This is a genomic window from Actinomyces slackii (assembly GCF_900637295.1).
Taxonomy (GTDB): domain Bacteria; phylum Actinomycetota; class Actinomycetes; order Actinomycetales; family Actinomycetaceae; genus Actinomyces; species Actinomyces slackii.
Genome location: NZ_LR134363.1, coordinates 1,718,165 through 1,735,421 on the forward strand (window position 1 = coordinate 1,718,165; position 17,257 = coordinate 1,735,421).

Annotated in this window: 15 protein-coding genes and 2 tRNA genes; 11 read left to right on the forward strand and 6 right to left on the reverse strand. The window is 70.3% G+C overall.

All coding sequences use genetic code 11. The features are described from left to right. Positions 1–93: 93 nt before the first annotated feature. Entirely contained in the window at positions 94–2,202 is a 2,109-nt protein-coding gene (locus EL266_RS07085; RefSeq protein WP_026427145.1) for a M13 family metallopeptidase, read from the reverse strand. Between the two features lie 84 nt (positions 2,203–2,286). On the opposite strand from EL266_RS07085, the gene EL266_RS07090 reads away from it, so the two are divergent. Next, entirely contained in the window at positions 2,287–2,763 is a 477-nt protein-coding gene (locus tag EL266_RS07090) for a ribose-5-phosphate isomerase (RefSeq protein ID WP_026427146.1), read from the forward strand. A gap of 12 nt (positions 2,764–2,775) precedes the next feature. After that, entirely contained in the window at positions 2,776–3,765 is a 990-nt protein-coding gene (locus EL266_RS07095; protein WP_026427147.1) for an Fpg/Nei family DNA glycosylase, read from the forward strand. Between the two features lie 47 nt (positions 3,766–3,812). On the opposite strand, the gene cysE is transcribed toward EL266_RS07095, so the two are convergent. From cysE to EL266_RS07110, 3 genes are all read right to left on the reverse strand, one after another. Further along, positions 3,813–4,388, reverse strand: a complete 576-nt coding sequence (gene cysE / locus EL266_RS07100) for a serine O-acetyltransferase (RefSeq protein WP_026427148.1) — start codon at positions 4,386–4,388, stop codon at positions 3,813–3,815. Positions 4,389–4,533: 145 nt separating this feature from the next. After that, entirely contained in the window at positions 4,534–5,463 is a 930-nt protein-coding gene (cysK, locus tag EL266_RS07105) for a cysteine synthase A (protein WP_026427149.1), read from the reverse strand. 478 nt (positions 5,464–5,941) lie between these two features. Then, positions 5,942–6,640: an IMPACT family protein gene (locus tag EL266_RS07110; protein ID WP_051281256.1), complete on the reverse strand. Its 699-nt coding sequence runs from the start codon at positions 6,638–6,640 to the stop codon at positions 5,942–5,944. Positions 6,641–6,832: 192 nt separating this feature from the next. On the opposite strand from EL266_RS07110, the gene rpmF reads away from it, so the two are divergent. From rpmF to EL266_RS07150, 8 genes are all read left to right on the forward strand, one after another. Continuing rightward, positions 6,833–6,997 carry a 50S ribosomal protein L32 gene (gene rpmF, locus EL266_RS07115; RefSeq protein WP_026427150.1) on the forward strand — a complete coding sequence of 55 codons (165 nt, stop codon included), beginning with the start codon at positions 6,833–6,835 and terminating at the stop codon, positions 6,995–6,997. A gap of 34 nt (positions 6,998–7,031) precedes the next feature. Further along, positions 7,032–7,105 (forward strand) — tRNA-Gly (locus EL266_RS07120). 45 nt (positions 7,106–7,150) lie between these two features. Next, a tRNA-Pro gene (locus EL266_RS07125) sits at positions 7,151–7,224 on the forward strand. 292 nt (positions 7,225–7,516) lie between these two features. Beyond that, a complete protein-coding gene (gene tig, locus EL266_RS07130) occupies positions 7,517–8,935 on the forward strand; it encodes a trigger factor (RefSeq protein WP_026427151.1) in 1,419 nt (472 codons plus the stop codon). Between the two features lie 233 nt (positions 8,936–9,168). Then, positions 9,169–9,846 (forward strand): TetR/AcrR family transcriptional regulator, encoded by a 678-nt coding sequence (locus EL266_RS07135; protein WP_026427152.1) that lies wholly within the window; start codon positions 9,169–9,171, stop codon positions 9,844–9,846. Next, the gene (locus EL266_RS07140) at positions 9,843–10,811 is read left to right on the forward strand and encodes an ABC transporter ATP-binding protein (RefSeq protein ID WP_232011977.1); all 969 of its coding nucleotides are present in this window, start codon (positions 9,843–9,845) and stop codon (positions 10,809–10,811) included. Before EL266_RS07135 ends, EL266_RS07140 begins: the two co-directional genes overlap by 4 nt. Further along, positions 10,808–11,506 carry a fluoroquinolone export ABC transporter permease subunit gene (locus EL266_RS07145; RefSeq protein ID WP_026427169.1) on the forward strand — a complete coding sequence of 233 codons (699 nt, stop codon included), beginning with the start codon at positions 10,808–10,810 and terminating at the stop codon, positions 11,504–11,506. The genes EL266_RS07140 and EL266_RS07145 overlap by 4 nt, the downstream gene beginning before the upstream one ends. Then, positions 11,506–12,285, forward strand: coding sequence for a hypothetical protein (locus tag EL266_RS07150; protein WP_051281258.1), 780 nt, complete (start codon positions 11,506–11,508; stop codon positions 12,283–12,285). Before EL266_RS07145 ends, EL266_RS07150 begins: the two co-directional genes overlap by 1 nt. A 32-nt stretch (positions 12,286–12,317) precedes the next feature. Here EL266_RS07150 and EL266_RS07155 read toward each other — a convergent pair whose 3' ends face one another. Both EL266_RS07155 and EL266_RS07160 read right to left on the reverse strand, forming a co-directional pair. Continuing rightward, positions 12,318–14,267, reverse strand: a complete 1,950-nt coding sequence (locus EL266_RS07155) for a solute carrier family 23 protein (protein WP_232011978.1) — start codon at positions 14,265–14,267, stop codon at positions 12,318–12,320. Positions 14,268–14,400: 133 nt separating this feature from the next. Further along, a complete protein-coding gene (locus EL266_RS07160; RefSeq protein ID WP_026427155.1) occupies positions 14,401–15,126 on the reverse strand; it encodes a FadR/GntR family transcriptional regulator in 726 nt (241 codons plus the stop codon). Between the two features lie 354 nt (positions 15,127–15,480). Between EL266_RS07160 and EL266_RS07165 the strand changes: the two genes are divergently transcribed. Beyond that, positions 15,481–17,103 carry an ABC transporter substrate-binding protein gene (locus EL266_RS07165; RefSeq protein WP_026427156.1) on the forward strand — a complete coding sequence of 541 codons (1,623 nt, stop codon included), beginning with the start codon at positions 15,481–15,483 and terminating at the stop codon, positions 17,101–17,103. Positions 17,104–17,257: the final 154 nt, after the last annotated feature.

Genomic DNA, 17,257 nt, shown 5'->3' on the forward strand with positions numbered 1-17,257 from the left:
AAGATAGAGACTAACGCGAACCAGGGGGCCTCTGCCAACTGTTTTCGTTGCGAAAATGTGATCTTCAACGGCACCTGCGGGCCGACTCGGGGTTCACCAGATGCATACGCGCTGGTCAGGGGCCATCCACAGAGCATCTCCGGGTTTAACATCGAAGGCCTCGTAGAAGGCGTCGATGTTGCGCACGATCCCGTTGCAGCGGAACTCGGCCGGCGAGTGGGGGTCGATGGTCAGCAGCAGCTCGGCGTAGTCGTCGCGGTTCTTGGCCCGCCAGATCCGCGCCCAGGAGTAGAAGAAGCGCTGCAGGGCGGTCAGTCCGTCGATGACGGGGGCCTGCTCCACGGCGATGCCCCGGTGGGCCAGGGCCAGGCGGTAGGCCTTCAGGGCGATGCCCAGGCCGCCCAGGTCGCCGATGTTCTCCCCGATCGTCAGGGCGCCGTTGACATGGGGCACATCCTCGGCGGGGGTTCCGGCCGCCTCGTGCTTGGCCGCCAGCGCGGCGGGCGTGTAGGCCTCGTACTGCTCGATGAGGGCGGTGGTGCGCTGGGTGAAGGCCTCCCGGTCGGCCTGCGTCCACCAGTCGGAGACCTTCCCGGTGCCGTCGAAGGTCGAGCCCTGGTCATCGAAGCCATGGCCGATCTCGTGGCCGATCACCGCGCCGATGCCCGCGTAGTTGACGGCGTCATCGAGGTCGGGGTCGAAGAAGGGGGGCTGGAGGATCGCGGCGGGGAAGACGATCTCATTCATGGTCGGGTTGTAGTAGGCGTTGACCGTCTGGGGGGTCATGTGCCACTCCTGGCGATCCACCGGCCCCTCGAGCTTGCGCAGGGAGCGGGCCAGATCGGCGGCCTCGACGCTGCGCACGCTCGCCAGCAGGTCCCCGGGGGTGATCGCGACGGCGGAGTAGTCCCGCCAGCGCACCGGATAGCCGATCTTGGGGGTGAAGAGCTCCAGCTTGTCCAGGGCGCGCTGGCGCGTGGCGGCCGACATCCACTCCAGGGAGGTGATCGAGTCCCGGTAGGCCTCGATGAGCCGGTCGACCAGGGCCTCCATCGCCTCCTTGTGGGAGGCGGGGAAGTGGCGCTCGACGTAGAGCTCTCCCAGTGCCTCGCCCAGGCAGGACTCCACCAGCCCCACGCCGCGCTTCCAGCGGGCGCGCAGCTCGTCGGTTCCCTGGAGGGTGCGCCGGTAGAAGTCGAAGTTCTCCTCGACGAAGGCGCGCGAGAGCAGGGAGGCGCGCGCGTGGACCAGGTGCCAGGCCGCCCAGGCCCGCAGGTCCTCCAGGTCCGTGGCCTGCCACACGCCGGCCATATGCGGCAGGTAGTCGGGCTGGGTGACGATGGCCTCGTCCAGGAATGACGTGGACTCGACCCCGCAGCCCGCGGCTGCCTGGCGCAGTCCCTCGCGCCAGGCAGCCCAGGGGAACCCCGGCGCGCTGGCCACGGCCTCATCCCAGGAGGAGGGGTTGTTCATCCTCTCCACATCCCGGCACGAGACCCTGTCCCAGTGGCCCTTGGCCAGAGCCGTCTCCAGGGCCATGATGCGCTCGGCCAGCTCGGAGGCGGGGGAGCCCAGGGCCGCGGGCAGATCCGCGAGCGCCAGGATCCGGCCGATGTGCCCCGTGTAGGAGGCGCGCAGCTCGGCCCGGGACTCCTCGCGGTAGTAGGACTCGTCGGGCAGGCCGATGCCGGCCTGGCCCATCCACGTCGTGTAGCGGTCGGGGTTGTTGAGGTCGACCTCGACATCGGCCTCGATGGGGCCCATGAAGCCGGCGGGGGCGGCCGCCCCCAGGGCGCGCGCCAGCGCGTCCTTATCACTGGCACCCAGGATCGGTGCGAGATCGCAGGCCAGGGGGGAGGCGCCGAGCTCCTCCAGGTGATCCTCATCCATGAAGGCGGCGTACAGGGCGCCGATCTTGTCCCGGTTGGAGGATGGCACCGGCTGCTGCGCCGTCACCCAGGCCTGGGAGGCCTCCTCGATGAGCTCGTGGCAGGCGGCCTCGGCGGCGTCGCGCAGCGCGACGAATGAGCCGGTCCCCGGTCGGTCGGCGGGGATCTCCGCGGTGGCCAGCCACGTGCCGTTGGCGTGGCGGAACAGGTCGTCCTGGGGGCGCACGTCGGTGTCGCGCGCCTCGGTGTCGAGGACTCCGGCCAGAAGGGTGGGGGCGGACAGTGCGGGCTCCGAGGGGGAGGCGGTAGTCATGCGAACACGCTAGCGCTGTCCCCGCAGGTGAGCCGCCTTCACCCCGGGGTGCGCACAGGTGTTCGCGTGAGGCACAATCCGCTTATGCGCATCCACCTCGCCTCCGACCACGCCGGTTTCGAGTTCAAGGCGGCGCTGTCCGCCCATCTCAGCGACTCCGGGCACGAGGTCGTCGACCACGGCGCTTTCGCCTATGACCCGGATGATGACTATCCCGCTTTCTGCCTGGCGTGCGGGGAGGCGGTGGTGGCCGATGCCGGCAGCCTGGGCGTGGTGCTGGGCGGCAGCGGCAATGGCGAGCAGATCGCCGCCAATAAGGTCGACGGCGTGCGCGCGGCCCTGGCCTGGTCGGTGGAGACCGCCCAACTGGCCCGCCAGCACAACAACGCCAATATCGTGGCCCTGGGAGGGCGCATGCACTCCCTGGCCCAGGGCCTGGAGATCATCGATGCCTTCATCGCCGAGCCCTTCAGCGGCGATGAGCGGCATGTCAGGCGCATCGCCCAGCTCGTCGACTACGAGTTGCGCGTCCATGAGGGCCAGCCGGGCACTCTGGGCTGAGAGGCGCGCGCCGTGCCCGAGGGCCACACGATCCACCGCCTGGCGGCCGCCCTTGGCGAGCTCTACGGCGGACAGCGCCTGCGCGCCTCCTCGCCCCAGGGGCGCTTCAGCGCCGGCGCGCAGCGCGTGGACGGCCAGGTGCTCCTTGGCGCTCAGGCCCACGGCAAGCACCTCTTCCTCCCCTTCGGCCCCGAGGCGGGGATGCCGCTGGAGGAGGAGGCCGTCACCTGGTTGCGCATCCACCTGGGCCTGTACGGCTCATGGACCTTCGACGGCGATCGGGAGTTCACCGCGCCCCACGCCATCGGGGCACCGCGGCGCCGGGTGGGGGAGCGCGGCGAGCATGCCCTGAGCGGTGGGGGAGGGTCAGCGCTCGCCGGGCTGAGCGGCGGGCAGGACCACGATGGGCGCCCGACGGCTCCGGCTCCCGATGACTGGCAGCCTCCTGACCCGCGCGGCGCGGTGCGCCTGCGCCTCCAGGGTGAGCATGGGGTGGCGGATCTGACCGGGCCGGCCGCATGCGAGGTGCTGGATGGGCGGGGCGTGGCTGCGGTGCGCCGTCGTCTGGGCCCCGACCCGCTGCGAGCCGACGGCGATCCACAGGTCTTCGTGGAGGCGGCCCGCTCCCGGCGGCGCGCCATCGCCGAGCTGCTCATGGACCAGGCCGTCATCGCCGGGGCCGGTAACATCTTCCGCGCCGAGGTCCTCTTCCGCGTGGGCGTGGCGCCGCTGCGCCCGGGCAACCGGATCTCGCAGGCGCGCCTGCGGGCCATCTGGGAGGACCTGGTCCCACTGATGGACTACGGCGTGGCCACGGGCTTCATCACCACCGTTGATCCTCGTGACGTCCCCGACCAGCCGGTCCCGGGAGACCAGGAGGCGCGGCGCTGGTACGTCTACCACCGCACCGGGCGGCCATGCCTGCGCTGCGGGACCGCGGTGCGAGAGCAGGACCTGGCCGGGCGCAGGCTCTTCTGGTGCCCGGCCTGCCAGGCGCACTGACATCTTCTGCGATGCCCTCCGCCCTGGTGACGCGGGCCGGGGGAGCCTCAGATGTAGATGGTGGGGTCGAGCATGAGCTCGGGATCCGTGCGCGGGTCACGGGCCCGGCTGGGCACGCCCACGGCCACATGCCCCTGGGGCAGGTTCTTGACCAGGACCGCGTTGGCGCCGATCTTCGCCCCGTCCTCGACCGTGACGGGCCCCAGGACCTTGGCCCCGGCGCCGATCTGCACATCGGAGCCGATGGTGGGGTGGCGCTTGCCGGGGTTCATGGAGACTCCGCCCAGGGTGACGCCGTGGAACATGAGGACGTCATCGCCGACCTCGGCCGTCTCGCCGATGACCACGCCCATGCCGTGGTCGATGAAGAAGCGCTGGCCGATCTTGGCGGCTGGATGGATCTCGATGCCGGTGGCGCTGCGGGCGATCTGGGCCAGGGCTCGCGCGGCGAAGCGGTGGCCGCGATGCCAGAGCTTGTGCGCGGCGCGGTGGGCCCACAGCGCGTGGACGCCGGGGTAGAGCAGCGCGACCTCCGCGCTGGAGCGCGCCGCGGGGTCGCGCCGGCGGGCGGTGGCCAGGTCCTCGCGGGCCTGGTCGAACAGGGAGCGCTTGGGGTCATGCATGGTGTTTCCTCATCAGTGGGATGACAGTGGAGGCGGCCCGGCGGCGGTGGGTCGGGCTCCTGAGGGGGAGCGGACGGCGGCGCCCCGGGATGCGGGGCGCCGCCGTCGCGCTGCGGCGGGCATGCCTCCGCGCCGCCCCCGTGACTCAGTTGAGCAGGTCCTGGAACAGGACCGTGGACAGGTAGCGCTCACCGGTGTCGGGCAGGACCGTGACGATGGTCTTGCCGGCGAACTCGGGGCGCTGGGCCACCTGCACGGCGGCGGCCAGGGCGGCGCCCGAGGAGATGCCCACGAGCAGGCCCTCCTCGGCGGCGGCGCGGCGGGCGTAGGCGATGGCCTGCTCGGACTCGACGTGGAGCAGCTCGTCCCAGATGCCCTGGTCCAGGACGTCGGGCACGATGTTGGGGCCCATGCCCTGGATCTTGTGGGGCGACCAGGAGCCCTCGCTCAGCAGCGGGGACTCGGCGGGCTCGACACCGAAGACCTTGACCTCGGGCTTCTCGGCGCGCAGGACCTGCCCCACACCGGTCAGGGTGCCGCCGGTGCCGATGCCGGAGACGAAGGCGTCGAACTCGCCGTCGGTCTGCTCCAGGATCTCGCGTGCCGTGGTCTCACGGTGGACCTTGGGGTTGGCGGGGTTGGAGAACTGGGAGGCCAGGATGGAGTTGGGGGTGGCTGCCTGGATCTCCTCGGCGCGCTTGACGGCGCCGGCAACGCCGCCCTCGGTGGTCAGGACCAGCTCGGCGCCGAAGGCGCGCATGATGGCGCGGCGCTCCTTGGAGAAGGTCTCGGGCATGGTGATGACCACCTTGTAGCCCAGCGCGGCGCCCACCATGGCCAGGCCCACGCCGGTGTTGCCCGAGGTGGCCTCGATGATGGTGCCCCCGGGCTTGAGCTCACCGGACTCCTCGGCGGCCCGCACGATGGACAGGGCGATGCGGTCCTTGACGCTGGATGCGGGCTCGAAGGCCTCGACCTTGGCCAGGATGGTGGCCGGGGCGCCGTCGGAGACGCGGTTGATGCGGACCAAGGGGGTGTTGCCGACGAGGCCGGTGACGTCGTTCGCGTAGGCCATGGTGATTCCTTTGCTTGTGTGCGGTCGGCGGGGCCCGCGGGCGCAGGCCGCCGGTGCTCATGCCTGAGCGGTTCGTGAGGGATGCGGTTCGCGGCCGCTGGGGTCGAGGGCGGGAAGCCTGCTCGCAGAGCGCCGGGCATGCGCGCTGCGACGCGCGCACAGAGTCAGGGCCTGGCGCCCTGGAGACACCGACAGCAGAAGGGGGACATCGCACGCATGACGGGCATCGTCATCACGGGGTCCTCCTCTCCTGCGCCGCTGCTCATCGTCAGCGGCTCATCGTCCTGGTGTCGAGCCTGGTCATCAACTGGGCCTGAGATGCCGCGGCCGACGACCTGGCGGCAGATTACCCGCCGCCAGGCCGAATGACGACCGTGGATCGATGTGATCTGGGGACATGTTCGCGGTGGGCATGATCCGGCGCCCTAATCCCGGGCTGATGCGCGCACCGTCGCCCCATCGCGTCGGCGCTCAGGGATCAGGAGTCAACAGGGGTCTCGATGATGCGGCTGCCCGCGGGCTCGGGGACCGCCAGCCCCTGGGAGTGGGCCGCCAGGAGCTCGGCCAGAGCGCCGTCGTCGGCCGAATCCGTGGACAGGGCCAGGATGGCGTGGGTGGGGCCCCAGATCGTCTCGACCACCTCCAGCCCTCCCCGGGGGCCGGTGGCCCTGAGCTCGGCCTCCAGGCGCCCGGCCTGGGCCACGGGCACGCGCACATCCCACATGTGACGCGTGACCAGGCGCACCCGGGAGGCGGCGGACAGCGCCCGGCAGGCCGCCTCGGAGTAGGCGCGCACCAGTCCGCCGGTGCCCAGGAGCGTCCCGCCGAAGTACCGGGTCACGACCACGACGGTGTTGACCAGCCCGCTTGCCCGCAGAGCCTCCAGCATCGGCTGCCCGGCAGTCCCGGAGGGCTCGCCGTCGTCATTGGAGCGCTCCACCGGCTGCATGCCCGGGGGAGCCAGGATGAAGGCGGAGCAGTGGTGGCGGGCGTCGGGATGCGCGGCCCGCGCCTGGGCGATGAAGGCTCGCGCCTCCTCCTGGGAGTCCGCACGGGCGGCGCGCCCCAGGAAGTGGGAGCGCTTGACCTCCAGGTCGATGACCGGCTGCTCGCCCCGGGATGCGGTGGTCAGGGCCGGGGGCGTCGGTGCGGCCTGGGAGTCGCGGGGCTCGGTCATGTGGGAATCCTGGCACGGGGCAGCGCGTGGAGGACCTCCGTGGGCGCGGGATGCGGGGCCCGACGGGATCGATGTCACATGCTCGGCCGGGAGTGCGGACTGGCAGTGATCGGCGAGAAGTCGTTAGGGTGTCCCTCGGTCCAGTTTGACGTGGGATCTAATGATCCCGGATGAAACGAGAGGAGCGGGCTCATGGCAGTCCCCAAGCGGAAGATGTCCCGCAGCAACACCCGCAACCGCCGCTCGCAGTGGAAGGCTCAGCTCACCGAGCTCAACACCGTGCGCATCGCTGGTCGTGAGGTCACTGTGCCCCGCCGCCTCGTGCGCGCCTACAAGGAAGGCCTCATCGAGCGCTGAGGCCGGTCGGGAGGGCTGGCGCTCCTCCGTCCACGCGGGTGTAGCTCAATGGTAGAGCCTCTGCCTTCCAAGCAGATTGCGCGGGTTCGATTCCCGTCACCCGCTCCACGAGTCCATTGGGGTCGCCGTCGAGGTGGCCCCAATCGGCTCTTACGGGCTGTGGCGCAGTTTGGTAGCGCACCTGCTTTGGGAGCAGGGGGCCGCGGGTTCAAATCCCGCCAGCCCGACGGGAGGCCGTGACATGAAGCCGATGCGCGGCGCCTGAGACGCCCATCTGGTGCGCATCCGGGAGCAGGAGAGGACCGACTTCTGCCGTCATGATCGCGGTATTGAGGGCAGCGTGCCGGGCTGAGGAGCGAGCCTGAGGATCTCGCCTGTGGCCAGCCTCATTGAGGGCTTGTCGCTCCAGTCGGCCCGTTGCCCTAAGATGACACGGATTGACGCCGAGCAACGGGCGTCCGCCGTGAACTCGGCGCAGACAATGACTCAAGACGACTCAAGACCCTGGGAGCAGCCCCCGTGAAGACCACTGTCGAGAATCTCGACCCCAGCCGCATCAAGCTGACCGTGGAGGTCCCCTACGAGGAGCTCCAGACCAGTATCGAGGCCGCATACAAGCAGATCGGCTCCCAGATCCAGGTTCCGGGCTTCCGTCCCGGCCACGTCCCCAACCGGGTCATCGACCAGCGGGTGGGGCGGGCCACCGTCATCCAGGAGGCCGTCAACGACCGTCTGCCCGAGCTCTACCGCGAGGCCCTGGTCGAGGCGGACCGCGCCCCCATGCTCCAGCCCGAGGTTGAGATCACCGAGCTGCCCAACGTCACGGGCCCCCAGGGCGGTCAGCTCGGCTTCACCGCCGAGGTCACCGTCCGCCCGGCCATCGAGCTGCCGGACCTGGAGGGCTCGGAGATCACCGTGGACGCGGTGGAGGTCACCGACGAGGAGCTGACCGAGGAGCTGGACAGCCTGCGCGCCCGCTTCGGCTCGCTGAAGTCCGTGGGCCGCAAGGCCAAGACCGGTGACTTCGTGACCATCGACCTGACCGCCGTCATCGACGGCGAGGAGGTGGACTCGGTCTCCGGGGTCTCCTACGAGATCGGCAAGGGCAACATGCTCAAGGGCCTGGACACCGCCCTGCGCGGCCTGAAGACCGACGAGTCCGCCACCTTCACCACCACCCTGGCCGGTGGCGAGCACGAGGGCGAGGAGGCCGAGGTCACCGTGACCGCCACCGCCGTCAAGCAGCGCGACCTGCCCGAGGTCGACGACGAGTTCGCCCAGATGGCCTCGGAGTTCGACACGGTCGAGGAGCTGCGCGAGGACCTGGCCAAGCAGGTCACCGACCGCAAGATCGGCGAGCAGGCCGTGGCCGCGCGCGATGCCCTGCTTGACAAGCTCCGCACCGAGATCGACTTCGAGGTTCCCCAGGCCGTCGTCGACCAGGAGGTCGCCCAGCACCTCCAGGCCGAGGGCAAGGCCGCGGACGACGAGCACGGCAAGGAGATCCGCGAGGAGATCACCAACTCCATCCGTGAGCAGATCATCCTCGACGTCCTGGCCGAGCAGACTCAGGTGGGCGTCAGCCAGGACGAGCTGTGGGACTTCCTGTTCCAGACCTCCCAGCAGTACGGCATGGAGCCCGCCCAGTTCATCCAGGGCGCCCAGCAGGCCGGTCAGATGCAGGCCTTCGTCGCGGAGATCGCCCGCAACAAGTCGCTGGCCATCGCGCTGCGCAAGGTCACGGTCAAGGACTCCGCCGGCAAGGCCGTGGACCTGAGTGAGTTCATCGGCTCCGATGAGGCAGACGCCGCCTCTGCGGAGGATGCTGAGGCCGACGCCATCGCCGAGGATGAGGCTGCCGAGACCGCTGAGACCGTCGAGGTCGCCGAGGTCGAGGACTCCGAGGACGCCGAGGACGCCGAGGACGCCGAGAAGTGAGCCAAGCGCACTGAGGATCAACCGAGGATCAAGGGCCCCGCACCACCGTGGTGCGGGGCCCTTGATCGTCCCGCCTGCCGCCTCAGGAGGGCGGCAGGCGTCCGCGGCCGGCGCCGCTCGCCGGCAGTCCCGCATGAGTCTGACCGCGGTCTTGCGGCGCAGGAGGGTGCGACCTACCATGTGACTGATCAGTCATATGACTGGCCAGTCATATCGAATGCACAGGGGTCCGCATGCCCACATCCACCTTCGCCAACCTTCCGGAGCCCAAGCGCCGTCGCATCATCGAGGCCTTGAAGGCCGAGTTCGCCTCCAGGCCCTACTCCCGCGCCTCGGTGGACCGCATCGCTGCAGCGGCCGGGGTCTCCAAGGGCAGCTTCTACCAGTACTTCCACGACAAGGAGGACGCCTACACCCACCTCCTGAGCACACTCATGACGCGCCGCATCGGACTGGCACAGGCCTCGGTGCCCACCGAGACCCTCCGCGATGTTCTCACGGCGCAGGTCCTCGGATCGCGTGCCTTCCAGGCCGAGGATCCGGCCGGCTGGGCCGTGCTGGCGCGCTCCTACGCCGACGATGCGCCCGCCAGTCGCGAGGAGTGGGCGCTGAGTGACGGCGTCCACCAGTGGGCGCTTGCAGCGATCACCGCCGGTCAGGAATCGGGCGAGCTGCGCGACGACGTCGATCCGGGCACCGCCGCCTGGATGATCGAGCACCTCCTCATGGGGCTTCCCGAGTTCGTCATGCGGCGCTTCGCGATTGACCCGCAGCGGGCGGCGGTCGACGGCAGCGCCTTCGACCAGCCGCGGATCGCCGCCGTCGCTCAGGACATCATCGCCATGATCGTCTCGGCGCTTCACGCCTCCGGGGCGGATGATGATCAAGGGGGGTCGTCATGCCCGTCATGAGCTCTCTGCGCTGCCTGCGAGCCCTGGGGCCCGCCACCGGGAGGGGAGCGGGTGCCGCGCACCGCGGGGGCGCTCGACTCCGGGGAGCCGGACCGCTCCTGGGGGCGGACCCTGCCATGCCCGCCCTGCTGGTCCGCGACCTGGGCTACTCCTACCGCGGGGCCGGCCGCCGGACCCTGCGGGGCATCGATCTGGAGGTGCCCGCCGGCCAGGTCCTGGGCCTGCTCGGTCCCAGCGGGGCCGGCAAGTCGACCCTGCAGCGAGTGCTGATCGGCCTGCTTCCGCGGTACACGGGATCCGCCCGAGTCCTGGGCCGTGAGGTCCTCGACTGGGGGCGCGGCCTCTACGAGAGGATCGGGGTCGGATTCGAGCGCCCCGTCCACCTGGGCCGCCTCACGCTGCGGGAGAACCTCGTCTACTTCTCCCGCATGTACGCCCGGGCCACGCGCGACCCCGACGAGCTGCTGGCCATGGTCGGTCTCGGGGAGGACGCCGAGGCTCCCGCCGCCCACATGAGCAAGGGCATGGGCATCAGGCTCAACCTCGCCCGAGCCCTCCTGCCCGATCCCGAGCTGCTGTTCCTGGACGAGCCGACCTCCGGACTCGATCCGGCGGCGGTAGCGCGAGTCGAGGCGATCATCGATGATCAGCGCCGCCGCGGGTGCACGGTCGTGGTTACGACGCACGACATGACGCTGGCCCAGACGGTCTGCGACCGCGTGGGCTTCGTCGTCGATGGGCGGGTGGTCGAGCTCGGCCGTCCGCAGGCCCTGCGCCGCCGGTACGGTCAGGCCGAGGTCACTGTCTCCTGGGAGGGCGGGAGTGCGTCCTTCCCCCTGGCGGGCCTGGCCGACGACGAGGCCTTTCATGCCGCTTTGAGGCGGCACGAGGTGCACTCGATGCACAGCCGTGAGGCCGACCTCGCTGAGGTCTTCCTGGCCGTGACCGGGCGGAGCCTGGGATGAGCCGCGTCGCCACTGTCATCGCGGTGGATGTGCGTCGCCAGGCGGCCGGCGGCTTCTGGCTCATCGCCGTCCTGGTCGGCGTCATCGTCGCCGCACTGGCGCGAGCGCTTCCTGGCGACCCCGGGGGCTGGTGGCCGCTCCTGCTGCTGGCAGAGCTGGTTGTCACCTGCTTCTACTTCGCGGCTGCGCAGGTGCTGGCCGAGCGCGACGAGGGCGTGCTGGCGGCCCTGGCAGTCACCCCGCTTGGGCGCGGGGAGTACTTGGCGGCCCTGACGGCCTCATTGGGAGCCCTGGGGCTGGCCGAATCGGTCGTGCTGCTGCATCTGGGCGGCGCCCGCCCGCAGCGATGGGGCTTCGCGATTCTCGCCGTGGCCCTGGTCTGCGCCCTCTGCGTTCTCTACGGGGTCATCGCCGTTGCCGGCTATCCCTCGATGAGCGCCTTCCTGCTCCCATCGGGGGTCTGGACGCTGATACTGGCTGTTCCCCTCCTCCCCCTTCTGGGGGTGGGGAATGGGCCATGGCTCTGGCTCCATCCGCTCCACGGCTGCGTGGTCATGCTCCAGGTCGCCCTCGGCTCGGCTCCGCCCGAGCGGGCGACGCCCGCCCTTGTCCTGGGGCCGTGCTGGGTCATGGCCTGCCTCCTGCTGGCGCGCCGACGCCTGAGGGCCGTGGTGGTCGACGGGGGAGGGCGCTGATGAGTCCGGCGCGCCTGCGAGCCGTGCTGGCCAGTGACGCCCGCCGCGTCAGCCGCGACGGCCTCCTGGCCTGGGCGGTGGCGATCCCCCTGGTCCTGGCCCTGGCAGCCCGGCTCTGCGCCCCCGATGCGGTGGAGCTGCTGGAGGCCCGGTCGGTGGAGGTCAGCGCGTGGCTTCCCCTGCTCGATGCCCTGGCCTTCGCCGTCGTCGTCCCGATCATGATGGGAGTGGTCATTGGCATCATGCTCGTGGAGGAGAAGCAGGACGGCTCCTGGGAGGCGCTCGCCGTGACGCCGATGTCCCTGAGCGGCTACCTGGCCTGGCGCTCGGCGGGCTGCGCCGTCATGGGCGCGGTGGCCAGCCTGGCGGGCCTGCAGGTCTCCGGGCTCAGCGCTCTGGGCGCGGCGGAGGCGGCCGTGGTGGCGGTGGGGGCCGCGCCACTGGCGGCCGTGACAGCGATGGCGCTGGCCTGCCTGGCGCGCTCGATGACGCAGTGCCTCGCCGCGGTCAAGCTGGCGATGGTGCTCAGCGCGATCCCGGCGATCGGGCTGATCGGATCGCCCGTGGGCCCGGGGCCCGCGGCCATGCCCGAGGGCATGGCCGCGCTGCAGATCCAGCAGTGGTCACTCCTGCTGGCCCTCATTCCGAGCTGGTGGCCACTGAAGGTCTACGAGGCGGCGGCCTCGGGCGGCCAGGCCGCCGCCCACCTTCTCGTCTCCTGGCTGCTCGCCATGGCGTGCACCGTGATGGCGGTGCACCGGGCGGGACGGGGGCAGTAGTGCCAGTGGGCCGTCCACCAGCGGGAAAGGCCTCAGTCCAGCTGCTCGAAGGCGCGGGACCAGGCGCTGCGGATGGGGTTGGCGTCGGCCACCCTGGTCTCGAAGCGCGCCTGGGCGATGTCGATGACCTCTCCCAGGGCCATGCGGGCCTCACGAGCCGGTGAGGCCTCCACGCGCTGCCAGCCGCGGGCGATCAACTGGCTGCGATCGGCCGCGCGCGAGACGCACATGACCAGGGGACGACCGAATCTCTCCTGGTAGGCATCGGCCAGGCCCTGGAGCTCGGCCCTCTCGGCGTCGTCGAACTCGCCCAGGGCCAGGGAGGCGGTGTCCAGCTCGGCCTGGGCGTCCCCGCCCTCGCCCAGGAGGAGATCGACCACGGGCAGGTAGCCGGCGATCAGCTCCTCCTGCTCCTGGGCGCTGGCCGAGAGGACCTCCTCCTCCAGGGCCCGGTGCAGCTCGGCGCCGGAGGCGAAGGGGCGGCGCTGCCAGGCCCTCTCGGCCGGCCAGGTCGCGCCCTCGTACAGGTCGGCGAAGGCCCGCACGAACTCCTGGCGATCCATGGCGTTGACCGCCTTGAGGTCCACGGGGCGCCCGGAGACCACGGCCACGTCCGCGCCCCGCTGCGCGCCGAGGTGGAAGAACACGATGTTGAGAACCACGGCGCTGATCGCCCCGATCGTCACCCCCGACCCGAAGAGGATCGCCAGCCAGGAGGGCATCACGTTGGCGATATCCGGCTTGAAGGTCACCAGCAGCGCCAGGCCCACCGAGGTCGAGACGATGACCGCGTTGCGGTTGTCGCGCATGTCGACCTTGCCCAGGGTCTGGATCCCCACCACCGCCACTGAGGCGAACATGGCCAGGCTCGCCCCGCCGATCACGGGCGTGGGGATCGCCGCCACCACGGCCCCCGCCTTGGGCAGCACGCCCAGGATGATCATGAGGACGCCGGCGGCCGTGACCACCCAGCGGGACTTGACCCGGGTCAGGCGCACCAGTCCCACGTTCTGGGCGAAGCAGGTGTAGGGGAAGGAGTTGAGAATGCCCCCCAGCAGGGTGGACAGCCCGTCGGCGCGCAGCGCGGCGGCGATGTGGCGGGGCGTGATGCGCCTGCCCACCACCTCTCCGGTGGCGAAGACATCCCCGGTGGTCTCCACGGCCGTGACGGCCATGACGATGATCATCGAGACGATCCCGGTGATCGTGAACTGGGGGATGCCGAAGTAGAAGGGCGTGGTGATGCCCAGGGGTGCGGCCTGCTGGACTCCGGAGAAGTCGGCATCCCCCAGGGCCAGGGCTGCGGCGGTGGCGGTGATCAGCCCGACCAGGACGGCGATGGTGGACATGAAGCCCTTGAAGATCCGCTGGACCGCCACGATGATCGCCAGGGTCGCCAGGGCGTAGGCCAGCCCCCTGAGGGTCAGGGCCGAGGCGTCCTGGCCCGGCCCGGCATTGGCGCCCCACGAGACGATGTCCATGGCGGATACGCTCATGAGTGTGGTGCCCATGACGGTCAGCAGGCTGCCGGTGACCACGGGCGGGAAGAATCGCAGCAGCTTGGCGAAGTACGGGGCGGCCAGGAAGGTGGCCAGGCCCGCGGCGATGATCGATCCGTACATGGCGGGCAGGCCCTCGACGCCGCCCTTGCCGCCGGTGGCCGCCAGGCCGATGGCAATGAGCGGGGAGACGGCGGTGAAGGTCACGCCCTGGATGAGGGGCAGGCGCACGCCGATCCGCTTGCCCAGGCCCACGGACTGGATGATCGTGGCGATGCCGCAGGTCAGCAGGTCGGCGTTGATGAGGTGGATGGTGGTGGCGCTGTCCAGCTTCAGCCCGGTGGCGATGACCAGGGGGACGACGACGGCGCCGGCGTAGAAGGCCAGGACGTGCTGGATGCCCAGCACGGTGAGCCGGCCCACCGGGGGCACGGCGTCAACGGGGTCTTTGGCGGTGATCGGGGTGGACGGGTGCAGGGGCACAGTGGTCTCCAGGAGCGATGGGGAGGTGGTCCGACGGTTGTGGCGGTCTGACGGATCTATTCTGGGGCCTGGCCCGGCCCGACGGCGCTTCAGCGCGCCGGGCCGCGCGTCGGGCAGCGGGCCAGGTGGCGTCTCACCCGGTTGTCAGCGCGGAGAGCAGGGGCGCGTAGTGCTGTGAGGTCGCCTGCCGGTAGGCCTCAATATCTCCGGCTCGGGCCGCGGCGAGCATGTCGCGGTGCGCCCTGACGGTTTTGAGGATGTCGTCGGGCGCGGGGGCGCCCAGCAGGGGCACGGTCAGGGTGTGGACCGCCCAGAAGGCGTCGGTCAGGTGCCGGAAGAGCTTGTTGTCCAGGGGCTCGAGCATCCGCAGGTGGAAGCGGCGGTCCTCATCGGCGAAGAGCAGTCCGGCCTGGGCCTTGGCATCCATCTCCTCGACGATGGCGTCCAGCTCCTCATCATCGCGGCCGGTCCAGGCCTCGATGACATGGGGGGCCAGCGCCTGATCCAGGGTGGCGCGCACCTCGACGACGTCACGCAGGCCCTGGTGATCATCCCCGGGGTGGAGGCGGCCGCGGAAGACGAGGGACTCGACCATGGGCCGCATGGAGACTCTCCCGACGAACATGCCGTGCCCGTGGCGGACCTCGACGATGTCGAGGGCCACCAGGGTGCGCACGGCCTCGCGCACCGAGGAGCGCGAGACGCCCAGAGCCGCGCACAGGCGGGACTCGGTGGGCAGGGCCTGGCCGGGCTGGAGGTTCTCCCGCAGGATGTACTCCTTGATCCCCTCCATGGCCACGGATGCCTGGGTGGTGGGGGCAGCGATGATGTCGGCCATCACGCCGTGTGTGCTCTGCATGCCTCCATTGTCCGACCTCTTGGCCTTGTTCGCTGGGTGACGGTGATTCTGGGTGCCTGCCTGTGAGGCGACTGAGCCGCTTGGGGCCGAGGTGGCGGCCAGTTGTGCCCATGGGGTCGCCAGCAGGGGGTCGTGGGGCTCGCGTGCGTCGTCGTCGATGTTCTTCGCGGTCATGTGATCTCGGCTTATGGGGCTTGGTTCATGGCTGGCCCCACCCTTGTAGCACGCTGACCGGTCGGCCGCTGTGGCCGCCCACGTATCAGATGAGTGTCGACGGTGGCGGGGATGTCTGATGTCTGATACACTCATCCTACCAACGTCAGACATGAGACGTCCGACTTCAGGAGAGATTCAATGGCGATCATCACTCCGGCGAGCTCCAGCCGCCGGGACTTCTTCAAGCTTTCCGGCACCCTGGGGCTGGCTGCAGGACTGGCCGCCTCTGTGTCGGCCTGCGGCGGATCGGGTGCCTCCTCCGGAGGGGCGAACTCCTCGGCCTCCGGGGCGCAGGAGGTCACCAACAAGGACGGCGTCATCACCGCCGGCATCTCCTACGAGCTGGGCACCAATGGCTATGACCCCATGACCACCTCCGCGGCGCTGACGGTGGCCGCCAACTGGCACACCATGGAGGGCCTGACCGAGCTGCACCCCGACACCCGCGAGGTCTACGCGGCCCTGGGCGCAGAGCTGCCCACCATGGTCGATGACACCACCTACGAGGTGACCCTGCGCAAGGACGCGGTCTTCTCCAACGGCGCCGCCGTGACGGCGGCCGATGTGGTCTTCTCCTTCGAGCGCGTGCTCAACCCGGACAACATGTCCATCTACTCCCAGTTCCTGACCTTCCTGGACAAGGTGGAGGCCAAGGACGACTCCACGGTGACCATCACGCTCAAGCACCCCTACTCCCTGGTGGCCGAGCGCCTCTCGGTGGTCAAGATCGTGCCCAAGGCGGCTGTGGAGGCGGATGCCAAGGCCTTCGACATGAGCCCGGTGGGCTCGGGCCCCTACACGATGACGGACAACGGCGCCGCCTCCCAGAAGATCGTCTTCGCGCGCAACGAGAAGTACAACGGACCGCGCCCCGCCCTGGCCAGCTCCATGACCTGGCAGATCCTGCCCGACGACACCACCCGCACCAACGCCATCACCTCGGGAACCGTCCAGGCCATCGACGCGGTGCCCGCCGCCAACCTGTCCTCCATGAAGGAGCCGGTCACGGTGGCGGCCGAGCAGGGCTTCAGCCTGCTGTTCGTCATGTTCAACGGCACCACCTTCTCCGATGTCAAGGCCCGCCAGGCCGTGCTCCACGCCCTGGACTACACCAAGATCTGCGAGACCGGCATGGCAGGCCTGGCCACACCGGCCACCTGCTTCGTCCAGGAGGGCCACCCCGCCTACAAGAAGTCCTCGACGGTCTACAGCCTCGACGCCGCCAAGGCCACCTCCCTGCTGGCAGAGGCAGGCGTGACCTCCATCAACCTGCTGTGCACCGACCATGGCTGGTTCTCCTCGGTGCGCCCCATCATCCGGGAGAACCTGGAGGCCCTGGGGGTGAGCGTCACCTACGACGAGAAGCAGTCCGCGGACGCCTACAAGTTCATCGACAGCGCCGAGGGCCCCTGGGATGTCCTGGTGGCGCCGGGCGATCCCTCGGTGTTCGGCAACGATGCCGACCTGCTCATGCGCTGGTGGTATGGCGCCGACCTGTGGACCGACACCCGCATGCACTGGAAGGGCAGCGAGTCCTACACCGCCATCCAGACCGCTCTGGATGAGGCGGTCAAGCTCAAGGGGGACGAGCAGATCGCCGCATGGCAGAAGATCTTCGACCAGCTCTCCCAGGCCGTTCCGCTCTACCCGATCTTCCACCGCAAGTCCCCCACGGCCTACAACTCTCAGACCCTGCAGAACTTCCAGCCGATCGCCCTGACGGGCCTGTCCTTCGTCGACGTCGGCTCCACGCAGTCCTGAGCCAGCCGGGCGGCGCCGTGCCGTCCGCCTGCTGCCCGCCTGCCGGCCTCGGGCAGGCCCGCCGCCAGAGGAGCGGGCCTGCCCGGCAGACCACCAGGTCGCTCATGCGCGGCCCGCGCCCCTGCCGGGGCGGAGGGCGCGCTCGCCCGCCTCT